Source organism: Pseudomonas putida, from assembly GCF_003228315.1.
GTDB classification, from domain to species: Bacteria; Pseudomonadota; Gammaproteobacteria; order Pseudomonadales; family Pseudomonadaceae; genus Aquipseudomonas; species Aquipseudomonas putida_S.
This window is the reverse complement of record NZ_CP029693.1, coordinates 3,771,134-3,793,408: the sequence shown is the minus strand read 5'-3', so window position 1 is coordinate 3,793,408 and position 22,275 is coordinate 3,771,134. Positions and strand designations below refer to the sequence as shown.

Annotated in this window: 19 protein-coding genes; 13 read left to right on the top strand and 6 right to left on the bottom strand. The window is 60.7% G+C overall.

Annotated features, from left to right (window positions below; all coding sequences use genetic code 11):
- Positions 1 to 12 precede the first annotated feature (12 nt).
- The 4 genes from DKY63_RS17690 (at position 13) to DKY63_RS17675 (ending at position 3,884) form a co-directional block, all read left to right on the top strand.
- Entirely contained in the window at positions 13 to 783 is a 771-nt protein-coding gene (locus DKY63_RS17690) for an electron transfer flavoprotein subunit beta (protein WP_110965251.1), read from the top strand.
- A gap of 144 nt (positions 784 to 927) precedes the next feature.
- Entirely contained in the window at positions 928 to 1,494 is a 567-nt protein-coding gene (locus DKY63_RS17685; RefSeq protein WP_110965250.1) for a GNAT family N-acetyltransferase, read from the top strand.
- A 214-nt stretch (positions 1,495 to 1,708) separates the two neighbouring features.
- On the top strand, positions 1,709 to 2,899 hold the full coding sequence (locus DKY63_RS17680; RefSeq protein ID WP_239499315.1) for a retropepsin-like aspartic protease: 1,191 nt from the start codon (positions 1,709 to 1,711) through the stop codon (positions 2,897 to 2,899).
- Positions 2,900 to 3,071: 172 nt separating this feature from the next.
- Complete coding sequence (locus DKY63_RS17675; RefSeq protein ID WP_110965248.1) at positions 3,072 to 3,884, top strand: RHS repeat-associated core domain-containing protein; 813 nt, start codon at positions 3,072 to 3,074, stop codon at positions 3,882 to 3,884.
- Positions 3,885 to 4,738: 854 nt separating this feature from the next.
- Here DKY63_RS17675 and gbcA read toward each other — a convergent pair.
- The gene (gene gbcA, locus DKY63_RS17670; protein ID WP_110965247.1) at positions 4,739 to 6,034 is read right to left on the bottom strand and encodes a glycine-betaine demethylase subunit GbcA; all 1,296 of its coding nucleotides are present in this window, start codon (positions 6,032 to 6,034) and stop codon (positions 4,739 to 4,741) included.
- A 283-nt stretch (positions 6,035 to 6,317) separates the two neighbouring features.
- On the opposite strand from gbcA, the gene gbcB reads away from it, so the two are divergent.
- Complete coding sequence (gene gbcB, locus DKY63_RS17660) at positions 6,318 to 7,418, top strand: glycine-betaine demethylase subunit GbcB (RefSeq protein WP_110965245.1); 1,101 nt, start codon at positions 6,318 to 6,320, stop codon at positions 7,416 to 7,418.
- 137 nt (positions 7,419 to 7,555) lie between these two features.
- On the opposite strand, the gene DKY63_RS17655 is transcribed toward gbcB, so the two are convergent.
- Both DKY63_RS17655 and DKY63_RS17650 read right to left on the bottom strand, forming a co-directional pair.
- Positions 7,556 to 8,380: an SDR family oxidoreductase gene (locus tag DKY63_RS17655; protein WP_110965244.1), complete on the bottom strand. Its 825-nt coding sequence runs from the start codon at positions 8,378 to 8,380 to the stop codon at positions 7,556 to 7,558.
- 161 nt (positions 8,381 to 8,541) lie between these two features.
- Positions 8,542 to 9,582, bottom strand: a complete 1,041-nt coding sequence (locus tag DKY63_RS17650) for a low specificity L-threonine aldolase (protein ID WP_110965243.1) — start codon at positions 9,580 to 9,582, stop codon at positions 8,542 to 8,544.
- A 132-nt stretch (positions 9,583 to 9,714) separates the two neighbouring features.
- Between DKY63_RS17650 and DKY63_RS17645 the strand changes: the two genes are divergently transcribed.
- From DKY63_RS17645 to fdhA, 8 genes are all read left to right on the top strand, one after another.
- Positions 9,715 to 10,440 (top strand): TraX family protein, encoded by a 726-nt coding sequence (locus DKY63_RS17645; RefSeq protein ID WP_110965242.1) that lies wholly within the window; start codon positions 9,715 to 9,717, stop codon positions 10,438 to 10,440.
- 283 nt (positions 10,441 to 10,723) lie between these two features.
- On the top strand, positions 10,724 to 11,977 hold the full coding sequence (glyA, locus tag DKY63_RS17635; protein WP_110965240.1) for a serine hydroxymethyltransferase: 1,254 nt from the start codon (positions 10,724 to 10,726) through the stop codon (positions 11,975 to 11,977).
- 22 nt (positions 11,978 to 11,999) lie between these two features.
- Positions 12,000 to 13,250, top strand: coding sequence for a sarcosine oxidase subunit beta (locus DKY63_RS17630; protein ID WP_110965239.1), 1,251 nt, complete (start codon positions 12,000 to 12,002; stop codon positions 13,248 to 13,250).
- A gap of 14 nt (positions 13,251 to 13,264) precedes the next feature.
- Positions 13,265 to 13,594 carry a sarcosine oxidase subunit delta gene (locus tag DKY63_RS17625; RefSeq protein WP_007980417.1) on the top strand — a complete coding sequence of 110 codons (330 nt, stop codon included), beginning with the start codon at positions 13,265 to 13,267 and terminating at the stop codon, positions 13,592 to 13,594.
- Positions 13,591 to 16,608, top strand: a complete 3,018-nt coding sequence (locus tag DKY63_RS17620; RefSeq protein ID WP_110965238.1) for a sarcosine oxidase subunit alpha — start codon at positions 13,591 to 13,593, stop codon at positions 16,606 to 16,608. Before DKY63_RS17625 ends, DKY63_RS17620 begins: the two co-directional genes overlap by 4 nt.
- A 149-nt stretch (positions 16,609 to 16,757) precedes the next feature.
- Positions 16,758 to 17,390, top strand: coding sequence for a sarcosine oxidase subunit gamma (locus DKY63_RS17615; protein ID WP_110965237.1), 633 nt, complete (start codon positions 16,758 to 16,760; stop codon positions 17,388 to 17,390).
- A 154-nt stretch (positions 17,391 to 17,544) separates the two neighbouring features.
- Complete coding sequence (gene purU / locus DKY63_RS17610) at positions 17,545 to 18,402, top strand: formyltetrahydrofolate deformylase (RefSeq protein WP_053163062.1); 858 nt, start codon at positions 17,545 to 17,547, stop codon at positions 18,400 to 18,402.
- A 208-nt stretch (positions 18,403 to 18,610) separates the two neighbouring features.
- Positions 18,611 to 19,810 carry a formaldehyde dehydrogenase, glutathione-independent gene (gene fdhA, locus DKY63_RS17605; protein ID WP_110965236.1) on the top strand — a complete coding sequence of 400 codons (1,200 nt, stop codon included), beginning with the start codon at positions 18,611 to 18,613 and terminating at the stop codon, positions 19,808 to 19,810.
- A gap of 80 nt (positions 19,811 to 19,890) precedes the next feature.
- Here the strand turns inward: fdhA and DKY63_RS32695 are convergent, their stop codons facing one another.
- The 3 genes from DKY63_RS32695 to DKY63_RS17590 all read right to left on the bottom strand — a co-directional run bounded on the left by DKY63_RS32695 (position 19,891) and on the right by DKY63_RS17590 (position 22,261).
- The gene (locus DKY63_RS32695) at positions 19,891 to 20,889 is read right to left on the bottom strand and encodes an RHS repeat-associated core domain-containing protein (protein WP_239499314.1); all 999 of its coding nucleotides are present in this window, start codon (positions 20,887 to 20,889) and stop codon (positions 19,891 to 19,893) included.
- A 77-nt stretch (positions 20,890 to 20,966) separates the two neighbouring features.
- Positions 20,967 to 21,641, bottom strand: coding sequence for an anti-sigma factor (locus DKY63_RS17595; RefSeq protein ID WP_110965235.1), 675 nt, complete (start codon positions 21,639 to 21,641; stop codon positions 20,967 to 20,969).
- Positions 21,638 to 22,261 (bottom strand): sigma-70 family RNA polymerase sigma factor, encoded by a 624-nt coding sequence (locus DKY63_RS17590; protein ID WP_110965234.1) that lies wholly within the window; start codon positions 22,259 to 22,261, stop codon positions 21,638 to 21,640. The genes DKY63_RS17595 and DKY63_RS17590 overlap by 4 nt, the downstream gene beginning before the upstream one ends.
- Between the last annotated feature and the right edge of the window lie 14 nt (positions 22,262 to 22,275).

Here is a 22,275-nt window from a genome sequence, read left to right as displayed (position 1 = left end):
AAGGAAAGGGTTATGAGCACGAAAATCATCAGCCTGGTGTCCATCGGCGCCCACCCGACTTCCGGCCGGCCCCGTCGCGCGGAACAGGATGCGCGGGCGGTGGAACTGGGCTTGCAACTGGCTGGGGATAACTTGCAGGTGCTGCATGCAGGCGACGTCGCCGAGCCTGCACTGCGGGCTTATCTGGGTATGGGCCTGGAACAGCTTCACGTGCTGGAACAGCCCGAGGGCGCGGATGCGCTGCCGGCGTTGACTTCGTATCTTCGCGATGCCGGAGCGCAAGTGGTTTTGACCGGCAGCCAGGCGGAAACCGGCGAAGGTTCGGGCATGCTGCCGTTCCTGCTGGCCGAAGGCCTGGGCTGGCCGTTGGTGGTGGGGCTGGCGCAGGTCGAATCCATCGACGGTGGTTCGGCGCTGGTGCTGCAGGCGTTGCCCCGTGGCCAACGTCGTCGCCTGAAAGTGCGCCTGCCGTTCCTGGCGACTGTGGATAACGCTGCGCCCAAGCCACGGCAAAGCGCCTACGGCCCGGCTCGCCGTGGGGTTTTGCAGGCCGATGAAGTGGAAGTGGTCGACGACGAACTGCTGGCGGTCGCCACCTTGCAAACGGCCAAGCCACGACCCAAGCGCCTGAAAGTGATCAAGGCCAAGAGCGGCGCCGACCGGATGAAAGCCGCAACGGCGAAAGCCAGTGGCGGAGGGGGACAAGTGCTCAAGGGCGTTACGGCGCAAGCTGGGGCTGAAGCGATCCTCAAACTTCTGATCGAAGAAGGCGTGGTTCGCTAACGCAAGTCTCCTGTAGGAGCGAGCCTGCTCGCGATGGTGGTCAACGATTACGCGGGGTGACTGATACCCCGCGGTGTTCTTGCGTCCATCGCGAGCAAGCTCGCTCCTACAGGGGGGCGCATTTCCAGAATTAATGAGGAAACAATGTCAGTTGAATTTCGTTCCGCCGTCCGCGCGGATGCGCGGGAGATTGCGCGCCTGTTCCAGATTTCATCCGAAGGTGCTTCAGACTACATCTGGAGCCAGATCGCAGAACCGGGCCAGGATCTGCTCGACGTGGGAGCTATCCGCTACGCTCGTGACAACGTGGATTTCTCTTACCAGAACTGCCTGATTGCCGAGAGTAACGGCGAAGTCATCGGCATGATGCACAGCTACGTGATGCGCCATGACCCGTTCGCCGAACCGGTCACCGACCCGGTGCTGGCGCCCTACGCGACCATGGAAATCCCCGACACCCTGTACATCTCCAGCCTCGCCCTGCATGAAGGCTGGCGCAATCAGGGCCTGGGCAAGCAATTTCTCGCCTACGCCTACGACCGCGCCAACCAGCTCGGGCTCAATGGCCTGAGCCTGATTGACTACGCCGCCAACACCGGCGCCCGGCGCTTCTACGAGCGCCACGGGTTTCGCATCGTCGACACCTGCCAGATCACGCCGCACCCGATGATTCGGGTCACCGGCGAGGCCTACCTGATGTATCGGCCCTAGGCGCCCAACTCGGACCTGTGGGAGCAAGGCTTGCCCGCGATGGCGCCAGCAAGATCGCCATCGCGGGCAAGCCTTGCTCCCACAAAGAGCGTTCCATCCCTCAGGCTGAGCTACATTTTCATAGTGCGCTGGTCAGGGTGCGGCACGCAGTTACGGGAGCTTTCAGAGTTTCAGCGCTTGTTCATAAAACCCGGTTTTTATGAGTGGGTTGGCCATGAAGCCGCTGAAGCGATTGCTCCTTGCCTGGGTTGCCCTGGTGTCCACGGGATTGCTGGCCGCCAGCCCGTCGGCCGCGCCTGACTTTTACCAATGGCTGGCCTCGGAGCAAGGGCAGAAAGCCTCCCTGGCGCAATTGCGCGAGCATTGCGACCTGGTGGCGGAGCCGGGGAAAAACCTCGACTGCTCCGTGACAGTCACCGCCCGCATGTTCGAGCTCAAAGCCGCCAACCAGCTGCCGGATTACTACCAGGCGATCAACCGCCGACACGCCCGGGCCATCAAGGCCGATCCCGAGCTGAACGTGCTGTTCTCGATGTTCGGCGAGCAGTCCCTCGCCATCCTGCGCACCACAGGAGATTTCAGGGTCAAGCGAGCGGCGCAGCGTGAGGTACTGAAGCTTCATCCCTACGCCAGCGAGCATTTCATCGCGCAGGAGGTACTGCCGTTCATCGACGTCAGTGCCGCCAATGGGCATTCGGCGCGATTCGTCCTCGATACGGGGGCGCCGCAAACCCGGGTCAATGCCGACACCGCGAGGGCGATGGGGATCAAGTTGCTGACCGACTCCCATTACGCCTACAGCACGTACTACGGCGAGGACAATCTGTCGGCCAGGCTTGGGGTCATCGAGTCGCTGAAGATCGGCTCAAGCGAAATCAGGAACGTGCTGGTGTTCGTCAGCGACCGGGATAACCTGCTGGGGCTGGACCTGATCAGCAAGTTGGGGCGGCTGAAAATCACCCGCAAGACACTGGAACTCAATCCACTGCCTTCCGCGCGCTGCGACTCGCCGATTACCTACACCCGCATGGACCTCAACCAGCGACTGACCATCGCCGCCAGCCTGGATAACCACACGACCCAGGCCATCGTCGATACCGGCAATGTCGACTACCTGACCTCCGCCTTGCCCGGTGAACAGGTCAACGTGGTGCAGACACTCACCCCCGGCAACTCCCCGCTCGATACCGCCGACAGACAACGCTACCAAACCTTCAAGGGCGTACTGAACCTGCCCGGCCACAGCCTGCCGATCACCTACAAGTACTACCCGGGCTTCACCATCCCGCCGTCTTTGGTGCGAGGGCGGTATGTGCCGTCGGTGCTGCTGGGCTGGCGAGCGTTCGATGACTTCGAACTGAATCTGGATATCGAGGCGGGGCGGTCTTGTTTCAACAAGGTCTGACTTCTGACTGGTGTTTGGGCCCAGACCGTAAGGGGACCCTATCAGAACTGTTAGTGTCGGTTCCCCAAAGCCTTTGTTAGGCTCATTAAGAGGTGCATGTAATTTGAACTGAGTGAATTGTTCATTTACTCACTGCGTAGCAATTCATACGAATTTGTATGAGGCCGCCCGAATGCCCGCTTCCCATCAAACAAAATATTCTGTATCGACGGATCCCGGCGAATTACAGACGCTGTTATTGGCCACCGATCTGCAGCAAAACATCCTCGCCCAATTGCACCGCAATGCTCCGAACCACTTCGCCTATACCGTCCATGGTTTGCGTGGCGCGCCCCTTGAGATGGATACACATTTGGGCTTCAACGGGCAGCTCCAGGAGCGCTCTTTCGGGTGGTACTACCTTGGCAATGGGCATCGAATCTATAACCCGGTGTTGATGCGGTTTCACGGCCCGGATCGACTAAGCCCTTTTGATAAGGGTGGAGTTAACGCCTATGCCTATTGTGGAGGCGATCCCGTCAATCGCGAAGATCCGTCAGGGCGGTTCTTCTCGGCGATTGGTAGTTTGATTGGAGCTTTGGAAGCCGTCGCCGGGCATACGGAAAATATCGCAACTGCTCTTTTTCGTTCTCGGCCGCGCGGCGTATTGGGATACGCGACCGTGGTATCCAATGTTGGTTACGCTGGAATGACAACCGGAACAGCAATGCGCGTAGCGGGACACGCAGCTGGAGAGGCTGTTTTTAATGTGGGCGCCGCGTTAGTGAGTGCGGGTAATGGGATAAGAGCAGTTCATGGTGTTGCAAAGACGCTCAAAAATACCCGTTTGGGTAGAACCATTATCCAGCGCAATGCAATTGGCCGTTCTGCAACACAAGAGCTGGGTGAAGTCATAGTGAGCGCACCTAAGAATTCAGAAATCAGAATTCAAATGCCCCAAAGCAGTTCTCTTCCTACCGACTCTCACAACATCCGCACGTCATGATCTTGAACACGACAATAAAACAATTTACCCACAATCCCTGTTGGCGGTTCTGTGGATAACGTGTTCTCCCCTTGCTAAACCCCTTGTGAATCGTGGTCTGCAGGCCTTTGTTCAAAAAACAACCAGTCTAAGTGGCGGTTTTTCATAGGTTTTTTCGGAGGATAAGTGTGGGACTTGCCCCCAATCTCTGTTGGCGCTTCTGTGGATAAGATGTTCGCTTACCGCTGTAGCCCATATAAACCGTGGCTTTCGAGGGTTTGATCAAAAAACGTTCAATCGGCCGGTTCTGGCCGGGTTTGCACCCTGAAAGCTCAGGGAATTCGCGGCCTTCAGCGGTTTTCCACAATGCCCGTGAAGTTGCCCCCAAAGTCTGTTGGTGCTTCTGTGGATAAGGTGTTCGTCATACGCTGCAGGCTACGTATTACGTGCGCTTCAGAGATTTGATCAATAAATGATCAGGTGCCGGAGAAAACCGTCGTTCTGAATAAGTCACGGATTTTCTTCGGTTTCTGTGGAGAAAGTTGGCGAGCTTTCCACAGTTGTCCCCATTTGCTGTGGGTGGAGGTGTGGATAACTTGTTTGCGGAAGGCTGGGGGCCTTGTGGGGCTTAGCGCTGAACGGAATAGATCATATTTCGTACAGTTCTGAGGCGGTGGGGTTTCAGGTGGGGATTCGTTGCATGGGAAGGAGCCTTCGCGAGCAGGCTCGCTCCCACAGTGGACCTGTGTCGAACACTAATCCACTTGTAGGAGCGAGCATGCTCGCGATGGACGTGAACGATGACGCGGGGTGTCTGGCTATCCGCGGTGTTCATGCATCCATCGCGAGCATGCTCGCTCCTACAGGGGGAGGGGTCAGCCGCTGACCGCAACGCCTTTGAGGTACGGCGCAGGCTCGGCGCCCAGGTTGTTCAGCATGCGACCGCTGTACCAGTCGATGAAGTTCACCACGCCAAACTCATAAGTCTTGGAGTACGGACCTGGCTGGTACGCGGTGGAGTTGATGCCGCGCTGGTTCTCTTCGGCCAGGCGACGGTCCTGGTCGTTGGTGGCGTCCCAGACCTGGCGCATGCGTTCCACGTCGTAGTCCACGCCTTCCACGGCGTCCTTGTGCACCAGCCACTTGGTGGTGACCATGGTTTCCTGGGCGCTGATCGGCCACACGGTGAAGACGATGATGTGATCGCCCATGCAGTGGTTCCAGGAGTGCGGCAGGTGCAGGATGCGCATCGAGCCCAGATCCGGGTTCTTGATGCGGCCCATGAGCTTGGCGCAGCCCTGTTTGCCGTCCATGGTCATCGACACGGTGCCCTTGAGCAGCGGCATGCGCACGATGCGGTTGCGCAGGCCGAAGCTGGCGTGGGCGTAAGGGATCTTCTCGGCTTCCCAGGCAGCGGCGGAGGCGGCGACGTGATCCTTGAACGCCTGGTCGGCGCGCGGGTCGGTGACGTCGTCCCATTCCAGCAGGGTTTTCAACAGCTCAGGGTGCGAGCCGCCGCAGTGGTAGCACTCGCGGTTGTTTTCCAGCACCAGTTTCCAGTTGGCCTTTTCCATCAAGGTGGTTTGCACCGCCACCTTGGTGTTTTCCATGTCGTACGGTTCCATGTAATGGGTCAGCGTCGCCAGGAACTCATCGATGGCCGGTGGGTTTTCCGCCAGGCTGATGAAGATGTAGCCGCCAGCGGTCTTCACGTTCACCGGTTTCAGGCCGTACTGCTTCATGTCGAAGTCGGCGCCCATCTCGGTGCCGGCGAACAGCAGGCGCCCGTCGAGTTCGTAGGTCCACTGGTGGTAGTGGCAAACCAGTTTGGCGACCTTGCCCTTGTCGCTGGTGCACAGGCGCGAGCCACGGTGACGGCAGACGTTATGGAAGGCATGCACCACGCCATCGGCACCGCGGATCACGATGATCGGGTTCTTGCCAACCTGCAGGGTCATGTAGTTGCCCTTGGCCGGGATCTCGCAGGTCATGCCGGCGATCAGCCACTCTTTCTGGAAAATCTCCTGCATGTCGATGTCGAACAGGCGCTCGTCGGTGTAGAACGGCTGTGGCAGCGAGAAGGTGCGCTCGCGCTCCTGCAGCATCTGCGCGGTGGCCTTGCGTGCGGGTTCCAGCGGATCGCCCAGGCTCAGGGTAGTAGTGACGTCCATCGTTTAATCCTCAAGGCCATCTGCGTGGCCGGCGAAAGTGGCTAATCAGGGTTGCTACGCAAGGTGTTTAAGGTCGTGTCTTGGTATGGGGCGAGTGTGGGGCCGGCGCAGGCCAGAACCTTATCCATGGGCGACATGATGCAATCTGTTCCCGACGCGCAAGGCCCGGTGGTTGGCGGCTGGTCGCGATAAGCATGTCAATGTCGCAGATAGGTAAATGGGTGGTTCGCGCTATACGCAGAATCGCCAACATGAAGGCCGACAGTCGGCCGTGGAGATGAGCATGTCCAACAACTTCCTGAACCCTGTTACCACGCAGACCTGGGCCAATGGCCGGCACATCGTCCGTTGCGTCAAAGTCATCCAGGAAACCTGGGACGTGCGCACCTTCTGCTTCATGGCCGACCAGCCGATCATGTTCTTCTTTAAACCGGGGCAGTTCGTCACCCTGGAGCTGGAGATCGACGGCCAGCAGGTCATGCGTTCCTACACCATTTCCAGCTCGCCGTCGGTACCGTACAGCTTCTCCGTGACGATCAAGCGCGTGCCGGGCGGCAAGGTCTCGAACTGGCTGCACGACACCCTGCATGAAGGCTACGAACTGGCAGTGCACGGCCCGGTCGGGCTGTTCAACGCCATGGACTTCCCGAACCCGAAAGTGCTGTACCTCAGCGGCGGCGTGGGCATCACGCCGTGCATGTCCATGGCGCGCTGGTTCTTCGACACCAACGGCAATGTCGACATGGCGTTTATCCACAGCGCCCGCTCACCGAAGGACATCATTTACCACCGCGAGCTGGAACACATGGCGGCGCGGATCGAAAACTTCAGCCTGCACCTGATCTGTGAAAAACACGGGTTCGGTGAGCCATGGGCCGGTTATCGCGGCTACCTGAACCACAAGATGCTGGAACTGATGGTTCCTGACTTCCTCGAACGCGAAGTGTTCTGCTGCGGCCCGACGCCTTACATGAACGCGGTCAAGCGCCTGCTGGAAAATGCCGGCTTCAACATGAAGCACTACCACGAGGAATCCTTCGGCGCGACCCCGCCCGAGGCCCGCGCCGACGCCGTGGAGCATGCCGAACAAGCCGCCGAGGCACCGGAACTCGATGCAGCGGATTTGCATCAGGTGGAATTCACCGCCTCGGGCAAGAGCATCCGCGTGGCACCGGGCGAGACCGTGCATGCCGCCGCCGCCAAGGTCGGCCTGATGATCCCGAAAGCCTGCGGCATGGGCATCTGCGGCACCTGCAAGGTGCTCAAGCTGGGTGGCGAAGTGGAGATGGATCACAACGGCGGGATTACCGAGGACGACGAGGCCGAAGGGTTCATCCTGTCGTGCTGCAGCATTCCGAAGGGGGATGTGCGGATCGAGTATTAACCGTACCGAATAACCCACCCTGTAGGAGCGAGCCTGCTCGCGATGGACGTCAACGATAACGCGGGAAGCCTGATGCCCCGCGTTGTTCTGTCGTCCATCGCGAGCAGGCTCGCTCCTACAGGGGGTTGTGGTGTTTTTTAGTCGATAAACAGGTCCGGCATCAGCTTGTCGCTGCTGTCAGGCGCAAATCGGTAGTGCTCGAACTCGGTTGCGCCGTTTTCCCGCAGCACTTGCTCATCGATCAACAATTGCCCGGTCAGGCTGCGCTCTGTGCTGCTCAAAATCAAATGGGCGGCATCGGCCATGATTGCCGGCGTGCGCGCATGCTTGAACGACTCCCGCGACCCCAACTGAAACTCGATCGCCGCCGTGGCAATCATCGTCTGCGGCCACAGTGAGTTGACGCTGATGCCGTAATTTTTGAATTCCTCGCTCATGCCCACCGTCAGCATGCTCATGCCGTACTTGGTGACGGTGTAGGGGCTGTATTGCGCGAACCATTTGGTCGCCAGGTTCAGTGGCGGCGACAGGTTGAGAATGTGGCCTTTGGACTGTTTCAGGTAAGGCAAAGCGGCCTGGCTGCACAGCAGCACCGCACGGGTGTTGATCTGGTGCATCAGGTCGAAGCGCTTGAGTTCGATGTGCTGCACCCCGGTCAACTTGATCGCCCCGGCGTTGTTGACCAAGGCATCGATGCCGCCGAAATGTTCATTGGCCTGGGCGAGGGCTTGATGCACGGCCTCTTCATCTCGCACATCCACCTGCAGGGCCAGTGCCTTGCCTCCCGCAGCCTCGACTTCCTTGGCCACGCTATGGATCGTGCCCGGCAGTTTGGGATGCGGTTCGGCGCTTTTGGCAGCGATAACGATATTGGCGCCATCCCGCGCGGCCCGCAGCGCGATCTCGCGCCCGATGCCACGGCTGGCGCCGGTGATGAACAGGGTTTTGCCTTGCAATGACATGCGTACGCTCCTGGTTATTGTTGTCTGTACGGCTCGCCAGACAATGTAGACCAAGACGCTTTTTGTGGGAGCAAGGCTTGCCCGCGATGGCGATCTTGAGGTCGCTATCGCGGGCAAGCCTTGCTCCTACAGAATTGATTTACCTCAGGCTGCGTGGAGGGTTAGTGGGACATCACTTCACGGATGTCGCGGGCCAACTCGCGTACACGCTCTTCTTCGGTATCCCACGAGCACATGAAGCGGGCGCCGCCCTTGCCGATGAAGGTGTAGAAGCGCCAGCCCCTGGCGGTGAGGGCGGCGATGGCCGGTTCCGAGAGTTGCAGGAACACGCCGTTGGCCTGTACCGGGAACATCAGTTCCACGCCCGGGATGTCACTGACCAGTTCGGCCAGCAGCTGCGCGCAGTGGTTGGCGTGGCGGGCGTATTTGAGCCAGGCGTCGTTTTCCAGGATGCCGACCCAGGGTGCCGACAGGAAACGCATCTTTGAAGCCAGTTGCCCGGCCTGTTTGCAGCGATAGTCGAAGTCTTCCGCCAGGTCGTGGTTGAAGAACAGGATCGCCTCGCCCACCGCCATGCCGTTTTTCGTGCCGCCGAAGCACAGTACGTCGACGCCGGCTTTCCAGGTCAGGTCGGCCGGGGAGCAGCCGAGGAACGCGCAGGCATTGGAGAAGCGTGCGCCGTCCATGTGCAGGTGCAGGCCCAGCTCCTTGCAGGTCGCGCTGATGGCGCGCACTTCGTCCGGGGTGTAGACGCTGCCGACTTCGGTGGCCTGGGTCAGGGTCACGACGCGGGGCTTGGGGTAATGGATGTCCTGGCGCTTGAGGGCGATTTCGCGGATCGAGTCCGGGGTCAACTTGCCGTTTTCGGTGCCGGCGATCAGCAGTTTGGAGCCGTTGGAGAAGAATTCCGGGGCACCGCATTCGTCGGTTTCGACGTGGGCGGTTTCCGAGCAGATCACGCTGTGGTAACTCTGGCACAGCGACGACAGGGCCAGGGAGTTGGCGGCGGTGCCGTTGAAGGCGAAAAACACTTCGCAGTCGGTTTCGAACAGTTTGCGGAAATCGTCGGACGCGCGAGCGGTCCACTCGTCGTCGCCGTAGGCGCGCTGGTGGCCATGGTTGGCCTGTTCCATGGCGGCCCAGGCTTCAGGGCAAATGCCGGAATAGTTGTCGCTGGCGAATTGTTGGCTCTTGTCGGTCATGGCCTGCTTCCGTGGTCGAGACGCCTATGGTGAGGCGTCCCGTGGTCAATGAGGGTGGGCACTCTACCGAAGATCATCCGGGGAGCACGCGGGATGTCACTGTCAGAAAATTACGCTGGGCGCCGGGCAATTATGCACATGTCTACGCACTTAAAGCAGCGCGACGGTGCACTGGATCTGCTCAAGTGGCTGGCACTGTTGTGCATGGTCCTCGATCACCTGCGCTATGTCGGTTATTCCGCCGATTGGCTCTATGTGCCGGGGCGTCTGGCGTTCCCGTGGTTTTGCCTGGCGATGGCGGCGAATCTGGCGCGAGTGCCTGCGGCGACAAGCGGGCAATGGCGCTACCTGGGCTGGCTGGTGCTGTTCAGCGCGGTCAGCGAAATGCCCTATCGGTTGTTCCTGCCCAATCCCGACACCCTGAATGTGCTGCCGACGCTGGCGCTGGGCTTGTTGGTGGTGCGTGGCTGGCAATGTCGCCATCTTCAGGCACGACTGTTGGCGGTCGCGGCGCTGGTACTGGCGGCGCTGTTTACATCACGGCTGATGTTCGGTTTCTTCGGCGTGCTGTTGCCATTGGCGACGCTGCTGGTGATTCGTCGCCCCGGGTATTTCGCCCTGCTGCCGGGGCTGGTGTGCCTGGCCGCCAACCAATGGCAGGTGCTGTATTACTCCATTCGCCTGGGCAATCACGTGGCGATGGCGGCGGTGGCCACTTGTCTGATTGCGCCATGGCTGGGGCTGTTCCTTTTGCGACATGCCCAGGGCGTAAAAGCACCACCGATGCGACGCTGGGCGTATGCCCTGTATCCCGTGCATTTCCTTGTGTTGCTGGCATTACGACAGGTTCTCGCATAACCCTGTAGGAGCGAGCCTGCTCGCGATGACGGCGGCACATCCAACGTCAATGCCGCCTGACCCGCCGCAATCGCGAGCAGGCTCACTCCTACAAGGGTTCTGCGCAAGATTGAGGAGAGTGGCTATCCGGCGTTTTCTACCCATGTCGTAAACGCACCTTTGCGTGGCGCCCATAGGCATTTGACCTGCGTGCCTCGGTCATACCATCGCTATCAAAGGGCACTGCCGCAACGCGGTGCCTTACCGAGACGAATGGCGCACAGATGCCGCTGGGAGAGACGCGATGTTCAGCAAGAAAGACCAGATCCAGGGTTATGACGATGCACTGCTGGCGGCGATGAATGCCGAGGAGCAACGTCAGGAAGATCACATCGAACTGATCGCGTCAGAGAACTACACCAGCAAGCGCGTCATGGAAGCGCAAGGCAGCGGCCTGACCAACAAGTACGCCGAAGGCTATCCGGGCAAGCGTTACTACGGCGGCTGCGAGCACGTGGACAAGGTTGAAGCCCTGGCCATCGAGCGCGCCAAGCAACTGTTCGGCGCCGATTACGCCAACGTCCAACCGCACTCCGGCTCCTCCGCCAACAGCGCCGTGTACCTGGCCCTGCTGCAAGCCGGCGACACCATCCTGGGCATGAGCCTGGCCCACGGCGGTCACCTGACCCACGGCGCCAAAGTGTCGTCCTCGGGCAAGCTGTACAACGCCGTTCAATACGGTATCGACACCAAGACCGGCCTGATCGATTACGACGAAGTGGAGCGCCTGGCCGTCGAGCACAAGCCGAAAATGATCGTGGCCGGTTTCTCCGCCTACTCCAAGACCCTCGACTTCCCGCGCTTCCGTCAGATCGCCGACAAGGTGGGCGCGCTGCTGTTCGTCGACATGGCCCACGTGGCCGGTCTGGTCGCTGCCGGCCTGTACCCGAACCCGCTGCCGTACGCCGACGTGGTCACCACCACCACCCACAAGACCCTGCGCGGTCCGCGTGGCGGCCTGATCCTGGCCAAGTCCAACGAAGAAATCGAGAAGAAGCTCAACGCTGCCGTATTCCCCGGCGCCCAGGGCGGCCCGCTGATGCACGTGATCGCCGGCAAGGCCGTGTGCTTCAAGGAAGCGCTGGAGCCAGGCTTCAAGGCCTACCAGCAGCAAGTGATCGACAACGCCCAGGCCATGGCGAGCGTATTTATCAAACGTGGCTACGATGTAGTGTCCGGCGGTACCGATAACCACCTGTTCCTCGTCAGCCTGATCCGTCAGGGCCTCACCGGCAAAGACGCAGACGCAGCCCTCGGTCGCGCCCACATCACCGTGAACAAGAACGCCGTGCCGAACGATCCACAGTCGCCGTTCGTCACCTCCGGCCTGCGCATCGGCACCCCGGCGGTGACCACCCGCGGCTTCAAGGTTGCGCAGTGCATCACCCTGGCCGGCTGGATCTGCGACATCCTCGACAACCTCGGCGATGCCGATGTCGAAGCCAACGTTGCCCAGCAAGTCTCGGCCCTGTGCGCAGACTTCCCGGTTTATCGCTGAGTCGGTTTTGGAGTAAATGACTATGCAACGCTACTCGGGCTTCGGCCTCTTCAAACACTCTCTCAGCCACCATGAAAACTGGCAGCGCATGTGGCGCACGCCGACCCCGAAAAAGGTCTACGACGTGGTCATCGTCGGCGGTGGCGGGCATGGTCTGGCGACCGCCTACTACCTGGCCAAGGAGCACGGCATCACCAACGTGGCCGTGGTCGAAAAGGGCTGGCTGGGCGGCGGTAACACCGCGCGCAACACCACCATCGTTCGCTCCAACTACCTGTGGGACGAGTCGGCGCACCTGTACGAACACGCGATGAAGCTGTGGGAAGGCCTGTCCCAGGACCTGAACTACAACGTGATGTTCTCCCAGCGCGGCGTCTACAACCTGTGCCACACCCTGCAGGACATCCGTGATTCCGAGCGTCGGGTCAGCGCCAACCGCCTCAACGGCGTCGACGGCGAACTGCTCAACGCCAAGCAGGTGGCGGACGAGATTCCGTACCTGGACTGCTCGAAGAACACCCGCTACCCGGTGATGGGCGCCACCGTCCAGCGTCGCGGCGGCGTGGCCCGTCACGATGCCGTGGCCTGGGGCTTTGCCCGTGCCGCCGATGCCTTGGGCGTGGACCTGATCCAGCAGACCGAAGTGACCGGCTTTCGCAAGGAAAACGGCGTGTGCATCGGCGTGGAAACCAACAAGGGCTTCATCGGCGCCAAGCGCGTCGGTGTGGTCACCGCCGGTAACTCCGGGCACATGGCCAAGCTCGCCGGCTTCCGTCTGCCGCTCGAATCCCACCCGCTGCAAGCGCTGGTGTCCGAGCCGATCAAGCCGATCATCGACAGCGTGATCATGTCCAACGCCGTGCACGGCTACATCAGCCAGTCCGACAAGGGCGACCTGGTGATCGGCGCCGGTATCGACGGCTACAACGGCTACGGCCAGCGTGGTTCGTACCCGGTGATCGAGCACACCATCCAGGCCATCGTCGAGATGTTCCCGGTCCTGTCGCGCGTACGCATGAACCGTCAGTGGGGCGGCATCGTCGATACCACCCCGGATGCGTGCCCGATCATTTCGAAAACCCCGGTACCGAACATGTTCTTCAACTGCGGTTGGGGCACCGGTGGCTTCAAGGCCACACCTGGCTCGGGCAACGTGTTTGCCGCGAGCCTTGCCAAGGGTGAAATGCACCCATTGGCCGCACCTTTCTCCATCGACCGCTTCCACAGCGGTGCGTTGATCGATGAACACGGCGCTGCTGCGGTTGCCCACTAACAGGAGAAATCCCCATGTTGCATATCTTCTGTCCTCACTGCGGCGAACTGCGCTCCGAAGAGGAATTCCATGCATCCGGCCAGGCGCACATCCCGCGCCCACTGGACCCCAACAGCTGCACCGACGAGGAGTGGGGCGACTACATGTTCTTCCGCGATAACCCTCGCGGCCTGCACCACGAGCTGTGGGATCACGTTGCCGGTTGCCGTCAGTACTTCAACGTCACCCGCGACACCGTGACCTACGAGATTCTCGAAACCTACAAGATCGGCACCAAGCCACAATTCACCGACAAGACCGATAGCCCGAAAGCGGCCAGCACGGCTCTGGGAGAGAAGGTATGAGCCAGATCAATCGCCTGTCCAACGGCGGACGGATCGACCGCAACAAAGTGTTGAGCTTCACCTTCAACGGCCAGAGCTACAAAGGCTTCGAAGGCGACTCCCTGGCCGCTGCACTGCTGGCCAACGGCGTCGACATCATTGGGCGCAGCTTCAAGTATTCCCGTCCGCGCGGCATCTTCGCCGCCGGTGCCGAAGAGCCGAACGCGGTGCTGCAGATCGGCGCCACCGAAGCCACGCAGATCCCGAACGTGCGCGCCACGCAACAGGCGCTGTACCAAGGTTTGGTCGCCACCAGCACCAACGGCTGGCCGAGCGTGAACAACGACATGATGGGGATTCTCGGCAAGGTCGGCGGCAAGCTGATGCCACCGGGCTTCTACTACAAAACCTTCATGTATCCGCAATCGTTCTGGATGACCTACGAGAAGTACATTCGTAAGGCCGCAGGTCTTGGCCGCTCGCCGACCGAGAACGATCCGGACACCTACGACTATATGAACCAGCACTGCGACGTGCTGATCGTCGGTGCTGGCCCTGCTGGCTTGGCTGCAGCACTGGCGGCTGCGCGCAGCGGTGCCCGTGTGATCCTGGCCGATGAGCAGGAAGAGTTCGGCGGCAGCCTGCTCGACTCCCGCGAAAGCCTCGACGGCAAGCCGGCGATGGACTGGGTGGCCGGCGTCATCGCCGAGCTGAAAAACACCCCGGACGTGCTGCTGTTGCCACGTGCGACGGTCAACGGCTACCACGACCACAACTTCCTGACCATTCACGAGCGCCTGACCGATCACCTCGGCGATCGCGCGCCGATTGGTCAGGTGCGTCAGCGTATTCACCGTGTCCGCGCCAAGCGCGTGGTGCTGGCGACCGGTGCCCACGAGCGTCCGCTGGTCTACGGCAACAACGACGTGCCGGGCAACATGCTCGCTGGCGCAGTCTCGACCTACGTGCGTCGTTACGGCGTGGCACCGGGCAAGAAACTGGTGCTGTCGACCAACAACGATCACGCCTACCGCGTGGCTCTGGATTGGCTCGACGCCAGCCTGCAAGTGGTCGCTATCGCCGACGCCCGCAGCAACCCTCGCGGTGCGCTGGTGGAAGAAGCACGCGCCAAGGGCATCCGCATCCTCACCGGCAGCGCCGTGATCGAGGCCCGTGGCAGCAAGCACGTCACCGCTGCCCGTGTCGCCGCGATCGATGTGAAAGGCCACAAGGTCACCAGCCCTGGCGAGTGGCTCGAGTGCGACATCGTCGCCAGCTCCGGCGGCTATAGCCCAGTGGTTCACCTGGCTTCGCACCTGGGCGGCAAGCCGATCTGGCGTGAAGACATCCTCGGTTTCGTACCGGGCGAAGCGCCGCAGAAACGCGTGTGCGTCGGCGGCATCAACGGCGTCTACGGCCTGGGCGATTCCCTGGCCGATGGTTTTGAAGGCGGCGTGCGCGCGGCCAGCGAGGCCGGTTTCGGTGCGGTCGAAGCGACCTTGCCAAAAGCCCTGGCCCGCCTGGAAGAGCCAACCCTGGCGCTGTTCCAGGTGCCCCATGAAAAGAACACTGCCCGTGCGCCGAAGCAATTCGTCGACCTGCAGAACGACGTGACCGCCGCCGCCATCGAACTGGCGACCCGCGAGGGCTTCGAGTCGGTCGAGCACGTAAAACGCTACACCGCGCTGGGCTTCGGCACCGATCAGGGCAAGTTGGGTAACGTCAACGGTCTGGCCATCGCCGCCCGTTCGCTGAACGTGACCATCCCGCAGATGGGCACCACCATGTTCCGCCCGAACTACACGCCGATCACCTTCGGCGCCGTGGCCGGCCGTCACTGTGGGCACATCTTCGAACCTGTGCGCTACACCGCGCTGCATCAATGGCACCTGAAGAACGGCGCCGAGTTCGAAGACGTCGGCCAGTGGAAGCGTCCGTGGTACTTCCCGAAATCCGGTGAAGACATGCACGCCGCCGTGAAACGTGAATGCAAGGCCGTGCGCGACAGCGTGGGCCTGCTGGACGCCTCGACCCTGGGCAAGATCGACATCCAGGGCCCGGATGCACGCGAGTTCCTCAACCGCGTGTACACCAACGCCTGGACCAAGCTCGACGTGGGCAAGGCCCGTTACGGCCTGATGTGCAAAGAAGACGGCATGGTGTTCGACGACGGCGTGACGGCATGCCTGGCCGACAACCACTTCGTCATGACCACCACCACTGGCGGCGCGGCTCGCGTCCTGCAATGGCTGGAGCTGTACCACCAGACCGAATGGCCGGACCTGAAGGTGTACTTCACCTCCGTGACCGACCACTGGGCGACCATGACCCTGTCCGGGCCGAACAGCCGCAAGCTGCTCAGCGAAGTGACTGACATCGATCTGAGCAGCGAAGCCTTCCCGTTCATGACCTGGAAAGAGGGTGAAGTGGGCGGTGTGCCGGCGCGGGTGTTCCGGATCTCGTTTACCGGTGAGCTGTCGTACGAAGTCAACGTGCAGGCCGACTATGCAATGGGCGTGCTGGAGAAAATCGTCGACGCCGGCAAGAAGTACAACCTGACCCCGTACGGCACCGAAACCATGCACGTGCTGCGGGCCGAGAAGGGCTTCATCATCGTTGGGCAAGACACCGACGCCTCGATGACCCCGGACGACCTGAACATGGGCTGGTGCGTAGGCCGTACCAAACCGTTCTCGTGGATCGGCCAGCGCGGCATGAACCGTGAAGACTGCGTGCGTGACCAGCGTAAACAACTGGTTGGCCTGAAGCCGATCGACCCGAACGTATGGCTGCCGGAAGGCGCGCAACTGGTGTTCAACACCAAGCAGGCGATCCCGATGACCATGGTGGGTCACGTGACCTCCAGCTACGCGCACAACTCCCTGGGCTATTCGTTTGCCATGGGCGTGGTCAAGGGCGGCCTCAACCGCATGGGTGAGCGTGTGTTCGCGCCCCTGGCGGACGGCAGCGTGATCGAGGCGGAAATCGTGTCTTCGGTGTTCTTCGATCCGAAGGGCGAACGGCAGAACGTGTAATTGCGCAGGTCCTGTGGTGAGCCTGCCGACGCTATCGCGAGCAGGCTCACTCCTACAGGTGATCGCGTAACCCTTGTAGGAGCGAGCCTGCTCGCGATGGCGGTAGTTCAGCCACCACAGGAACCAACAGAATTCAGGAAAGGTGCTTTATGACCGCAGCCAATGTTTACCAACAACGCCCAACCAACGGCGCCAAGGCCGAGTCGTCGCTGCATCACGCCGACCTCGCCAGCCTGGTGGGCAAGGGTCGCAAGAGCGCCGGCGTGACCGTGCGCGAGAAAAAACTCCTCGGCCACCTCACCATCCGTGGCGATGGCCATGACGCCGCGTTCGCCGCCGGTGTGCACAAGGCCCTGGGCATCGAATTGCCAGGCGCGCTGACCGTCATCGTCAAGGGTGAAACCAGCCTGCAATGGATGGGCCCGGACGAGTGGCTGCTGATCGTGCCGAGCGGCGAAGAGTTCGCTGCCGAGAAGAAGTTGCGTGAAGCGTTGGGCGACCTGCACATCCAGATCGTCAACGTCAGCGGCGGCCAGCAGATCCTCGAGCTGAGCGGCCCGAACGTGCGCCAGGTGCTGATGAAGTCAACCAGCTATGACGTGCACCCCAACAACTTCCCGGTGGGCAAGGCTGTCGGCACGGTGTTCGCCAAGTCGCAACTGATGATCCGCCACACCGCCGAAGACACCTGGGAACTGCTTATCCGTCGCAGCTTCTCGGATTACTGGTGGTTGTGGTTGCAGGATGCTTCGGCTGAGTACGGCCTGAGCGTGCAGGCCTGATCACCGATCACCTGTAGGAGCGAGCATGCTCGCGATGGACTTGAAGACGACGCGTTAAATCAGAAAGCGCGCGTTATCGTTGACCTCCATCGCGAGCAGGCTCGCTCCCACAGGAAGGTGTTTTCATTACCGATTCAGCAGGAGTCACCGCACTATGAGCCGCGCCCCAGACACATGGATCCTGACCGCCGACTGCCCCAGCGTACTCGGCACCGTGGACGCGGTGACCCGCTTTCTGTTCGAGCAGGGCTGCTACGTCACCGAACACCACTCCTTCGATGACCGCCTCTCGGGGCGTTTCTTCATTCGCGTGGAATTTCGCCAGCCTGACGGCTTCGACGAGCAGTCATTTCGCGCAGGGCTTGCCGAGCGTGGCGAAAGCTTCGGCATGATCTTCGAACTGACCCCGCCGCACTATCGGCCAAAAGTGGTGATCATGGTCTCCAAGGCCGATCACTGCCTCAACGACTTGCTCTACCGCCAGCGCATCGGCCAGTTATCAATGGACGTGGCGGCAGTGGTGTCCAACCACCCGGACCTCAAGCCGCTGGCCGACTGGCACCAGATTCCCTACTACCACTTCCCCCTGGACCCGAACGACAAGCCTTCACAGGAGCGCCAGGTGTTGCAGGTGATCGAAGAGGCCGGCGCGGAACTGGTGATCCTTGCCCGCTACATGCAGGTGTTGTCGCCGGAGCTGTGTCGCAAACTCGACGGCAAGGCGATCAACATCCACCACTCCCTGCTGCCGGGTTTCAAGGGCGCCAAGCCTTACCACCAGGCCTACAACAAGGGCGTGAAACTGGTCGGCGCGACGGCGCATTACATCAACAACGACCTCGACGAAGGGCCGATCATTGCCCAGGGCGTCGAGGTGGTGGATCACAGTCATTACCCCGAGGATTTGATTGCCAAGGGGCGGGATATTGAAGGCCTGACCCTGGCTAGAGCCGTTGGTTATCACATCGAGCGGAGGGTGTTTTTGAACGCCAATCGTACCGTCGTTCTCTAGATCGCCATCGCGAGCAGGCTCGCTCCTACAGGGATTTGTGTCGATGCACGAATCTCATACACACCACAGATCCACTGTAGGAGCGAGCCTGCTCGCGATGAGGCCCTGACAGGCAACACAAGACAAGAAACAGCATCTGTACCCGAGCACTTTACGCGCTGCCTGCCTGGGCAACGCGGTTCCATAAAAACAACAGCGAGGTGAAAGCATGTCTGGCAATCGTGGTGTGGTGTATCTCGGCGCTGGCAAGGTCGAAGTACAGAAAATCGACTATCCGAAAATGCAGGACCCGCGCGGCAGAAAGATTGAGCACGCCGTCATTCTGCGCGTGGTTTCCACCAACATCTGTGGTTCCGACCAGCACATGGTGCGCGGCCGTACCACTGCCCAGACCGGTCTGGTCCTGGGTCACGAGATCACCGGTGAAGTGATCGAAAAGGGCCGCGACGTCGAAAACCTGCAGATCGGCGACCTGGTTTCCGTACCGTTCAACGTGGCTTGCGGGCGCTGCCGTTCCTGCAAGGAAATGCACACTGGTGTATGCCTGAGCGTTAACCCGGCACGTCCGGGCGGCGCCTACGGCTATGTCGACATGGGTGATTGGACCGGTGGCCAGGCTGAATACGCCATGGTGCCGTACGCTGACTTCAACCTGCTGAAACTGCCTGATCGTGATCGCGCGATGGAAAAAATCCGCGACCTGACCTGTCTCTCCGACATCCTGCCAACCGGCTACCACGGTGCCGTGACCGCCGGCGTTGGCCCGGGCAGCACCGTGTACATCGCCGGCGCCGGTCCTGTCGGTCTGGCAGCCGCCGCTTCCGCTCGCCTGCTGGGCGCGGCAGTAGTGATCGTCGGTGACGTCAACACCGTGCGCCTGGCCCACGCCAAGGCTCAGGGTTTCGAAATCGCCGACCTGTCCCTCGACACCCCGCTACACGAGCAAATCGCCGCGCTGCTGGGCGAACCGGAAGTGGACTGCGCCATCGACGCCGTAGGCTTCGAAGCCCGCGGCCACGGTCACGACGGCGTGAAACACGAAGCCCCGGCCACCGTACTCAACTCGCTGATGGGTGTAGTACGCGTCGCCGGCAAGATCGGCATCCCTGGCCTGTACGTCACCGAAGATCCGGGTGCCGTGGACGCCGCCGCGAAAATGGGCAGCCTGAGCATCCGCTTCGGCCTGGGCTGGGCCAAATCCCACAGCTTCCACACCGGCCAGACCCCGGTGATGAAGTACAACCGCCAACTGATGCAGGCGATCATGTGGGATCGCATCAACATCGCTGAAGTGGTGGGTGTGCAGGTGATCAGCCTGGATCAGGCGCCTGAGGGGTATGGCGAGTTTGATGCGGGTGTGCCGAAGAAGTTTGTGATTGATCCGCATAAGTTGTTTAGTGCGGCGTAAGGGCTGCAGATAAAAAGGGCGACCTGAGGTCGCCTTTTTTATTGTTGGAAAATAGACCTGTCTCCTCTTTGCAGCCCTGCCTAATCGCCGATGAATTGTTCCAGGAATGCTGTCGAATGTTGAAAGGAGGTGCGGCCGGTCCTGATGTTGCGCATTTCGTAAATCGTTCTCATCAAATCATTAGTGGTTGCATCGTGAGGCGCATGTTGGAAAACAAGTTCGATATCGGCCCATTCCTCCGGTCCCAAGTTTGGTGGGGTTGGAGCAGGTGGCTTCTCAGGTCCTATTATCTCCATGCCCTTAAACTCAAAACTGTCCGCGAGATGAGCTGTATCTCTCTGGTGTGAGGGTTGCGGAATATTAATAGGCGCTGAAGTGGAGGAAGTTCCTGGGCGGCTGATAGGCGGTGCGACATTATCGAAAGGCGTGCTGCTAACCCTCTGACTTGCGCCACCTGCAGTTCCAGTCGCGGCTTCTGAAGCATTTGCGGTGAATCGTCTGGCAACGCGATTTCTGAAATTCGAAAGGCCATTGAGCATTCCCCCAATGGACCAATGTCCATTTGGATCGCTCCGATTCACCGGATCCCCCACGCAATACCCATACGCATTCAACCCACCCTTGCCAAACGGACTCAAGTTGTCCGGGCCGTTAAACCGCATCAACACCGGATTAAATGCCCGATACCCATTTCCCAACAAATACCACCCCGTCACCGGATCCTGCCGTTCGCCGTTGAAACCGAGCAGGCTGAGCAAGCCGTTGCCGAGCGGGCGATGTCCGTAGGGTGTGTAGGCGAGGGGATGAGGCCGAGTCGCGTCCAGTACGTTCAACACCGAACGCTGCGGATCAGTGGCGAGCAGTCGGGTTTCGACGTTGCCGCTTTGGCGTTGTTGTTGGGCCAGCAGTTGATCGTCGTGCTGCATGATCGAACGCTGCTCCGTGCCTTGAATCTCAGTGACCAGGCGATCTTTCAGGTAAAAGCACTGGGAGGTGGCTTGCGCCGAAAGTGTGCTGGCGACCAGCCGATTGAGTGCGTCGTACTGATGTTTAACCAGCAGGGTGAGATTGGGTTGCATGGCTCAGTTCCATGTCGGCTCAGGATTTCACTGTGGCGCAATCGCTGAGGTGCTGACTACTAGCAGAACTGATAGGGTCACAGCGCCGCCAGCGCGCCTTGATAGAGAACCGGCCCTGTCGGTTGCCCGGTTGGCGAGCCGCCCTTGGGTTCAAGGCTGACCGCCAGCGCAATCGGTTTTCCAATTAACGCTTTCTGCGCGTCGTTCAACTCAACCTTGCCTTTGCCTCCCGCCGGAATCACCCCAAGTGAAATCGGTTTGCCATCCGCCGGAATCGCCCACAGTTCCAGGCTGCGTCCCGGATCGATGGCTGCCAATGTCAGGGGTTCGACTTGCAGGTAGTTCTCATGAGCCTGAACCCGTAAAGCGGGCTGCGCGTCGGCGCTGACCAGTGTGGCGCTGTAGCGGGCGTCGTCGTGGTTGTAAATCACGCCGAGGGTCACGGCGATCACCAGTGAGCAAACCGCCACGGTTACTCGCAGCCAGTTCCAGAATGGGCGCTTGTGCGGTACGTGCAGTTCCTGCGGTTCGATGCGCGCCGTGATGCCTTGCCAGACCCGATCCGGCACCGGCTGCTCCGGTAGCGCATCGGTCAGGCTCGCGAGACTCTCTTGCCATTGCGCCAGCTCCACACGCAGCGCCGCATCTTCCAGCAGCAACTGCTCGAAACGCCGACGGGCGGCAGGGGGCATCAGGCCGATGGCGTAGTCGGCGGCGAGGGCGCGGCGCAGGGTTGGAGTTTGATAGTTCATGATTCAAGGCACCTGCGCAGGCGTTCCATGCCACGGCGGATCCATGACTTCACCGAGCCCAACGGCGCGGCCAGGTGGTCGGCCAGTTCAGCGCATGACAATCCCTGGAAATAGGCGACGGTGATTGACTGGCGTTGCATGCCTTCGAGTCTGTCGAGACAACGGTTGAGGGCGCTGGCCTCGCGGGCGCTGTTCAATTGGTCGTGCGCTGAGGGACTTTCATCCACGAGCGACTGTTCTTCCAGATCACCCAGTGGCCGGTCGCGATGTTTGCGCAACTGGTCGATGGCCTGGTTGCGGGTGATGTTGATCATCCAGGTCAAGGGCGCAGACAGGTGCGCTTCATAACGCGAGGCGTTGTGCCAGATGCGCACGAAGCTTTCCTGCAGCACTTCTTCGGCCAGATCAGGGCGACCCATGAAACGCAGGGCCACGCCATGCAGGCGTGGGCCGACGCTGCGGTAAAGCGTCTCGAAGGCGCGGCGGTTTCCCAGTGAACACTGGGCCAGGAGTTGCCTGAGCTGATCGGCGTCGGTGATGGGGATAGCGCTTCTCCGGGTAATCGCCGTGGGTGGTGTGAGGGCTGAGGTTAGTTCACGGCCTGCGGTTGTTCCATTCACGGTCAGGCACTCCG

Coding starts and splice junctions, on each gene's coding strand:
- DKY63_RS17625 (WP_007980417.1), top strand. CDS start 13,265: ATGTTGCATATCTTCTGTCCTCACTGCGGCGAACTGCGCTCCGAAGAG.
- glyA (WP_110965240.1), top strand. CDS start 10,724: ATGTTCAGCAAGAAAGACCAGATCCAGGGTTATGACGATGCACTGCTG.
- DKY63_RS17680 (WP_239499315.1), top strand. CDS start 1,709: ATGAAGCCGCTGAAGCGATTGCTCCTTGCCTGGGTTGCCCTGGTGTCC.
- DKY63_RS17620 (WP_110965238.1), top strand. CDS start 13,591: ATGAGCCAGATCAATCGCCTGTCCAACGGCGGACGGATCGACCGCAAC.
- DKY63_RS17630 (WP_110965239.1), top strand. CDS start 12,000: ATGCAACGCTACTCGGGCTTCGGCCTCTTCAAACACTCTCTCAGCCAC.
- purU (WP_053163062.1), top strand. CDS start 17,545: ATGAGCCGCGCCCCAGACACATGGATCCTGACCGCCGACTGCCCCAGC.
- DKY63_RS32695 (WP_239499314.1), bottom strand. CDS start 20,889: ATGCAACCCAATCTCACCCTGCTGGTTAAACATCAGTACGACGCACTC.
- DKY63_RS17595 (WP_110965235.1), bottom strand. CDS start 21,641: ATGAACTATCAAACTCCAACCCTGCGCCGCGCCCTCGCCGCCGACTAC.
- gbcB (WP_110965245.1), top strand. CDS start 6,318: ATGTCCAACAACTTCCTGAACCCTGTTACCACGCAGACCTGGGCCAAT.
- DKY63_RS17650 (WP_110965243.1), bottom strand. CDS start 9,582: ATGACCGACAAGAGCCAACAATTCGCCAGCGACAACTATTCCGGCATT.
- DKY63_RS17645 (WP_110965242.1), top strand. CDS start 9,715: ATGCACATGTCTACGCACTTAAAGCAGCGCGACGGTGCACTGGATCTG.
- DKY63_RS17685 (WP_110965250.1), top strand. CDS start 928: ATGTCAGTTGAATTTCGTTCCGCCGTCCGCGCGGATGCGCGGGAGATT.
- DKY63_RS17615 (WP_110965237.1), top strand. CDS start 16,758: ATGACCGCAGCCAATGTTTACCAACAACGCCCAACCAACGGCGCCAAG.
- DKY63_RS17655 (WP_110965244.1), bottom strand. CDS start 8,380: ATGTCATTGCAAGGCAAAACCCTGTTCATCACCGGCGCCAGCCGTGGC.
- fdhA (WP_110965236.1), top strand. CDS start 18,611: ATGTCTGGCAATCGTGGTGTGGTGTATCTCGGCGCTGGCAAGGTCGAA.
- gbcA (WP_110965247.1), bottom strand. CDS start 6,034: ATGGACGTCACTACTACCCTGAGCCTGGGCGATCCGCTGGAACCCGCA.
- DKY63_RS17675 (WP_110965248.1), top strand. CDS start 3,072: ATGCCCGCTTCCCATCAAACAAAATATTCTGTATCGACGGATCCCGGC.
- DKY63_RS17690 (WP_110965251.1), top strand. CDS start 13: ATGAGCACGAAAATCATCAGCCTGGTGTCCATCGGCGCCCACCCGACT.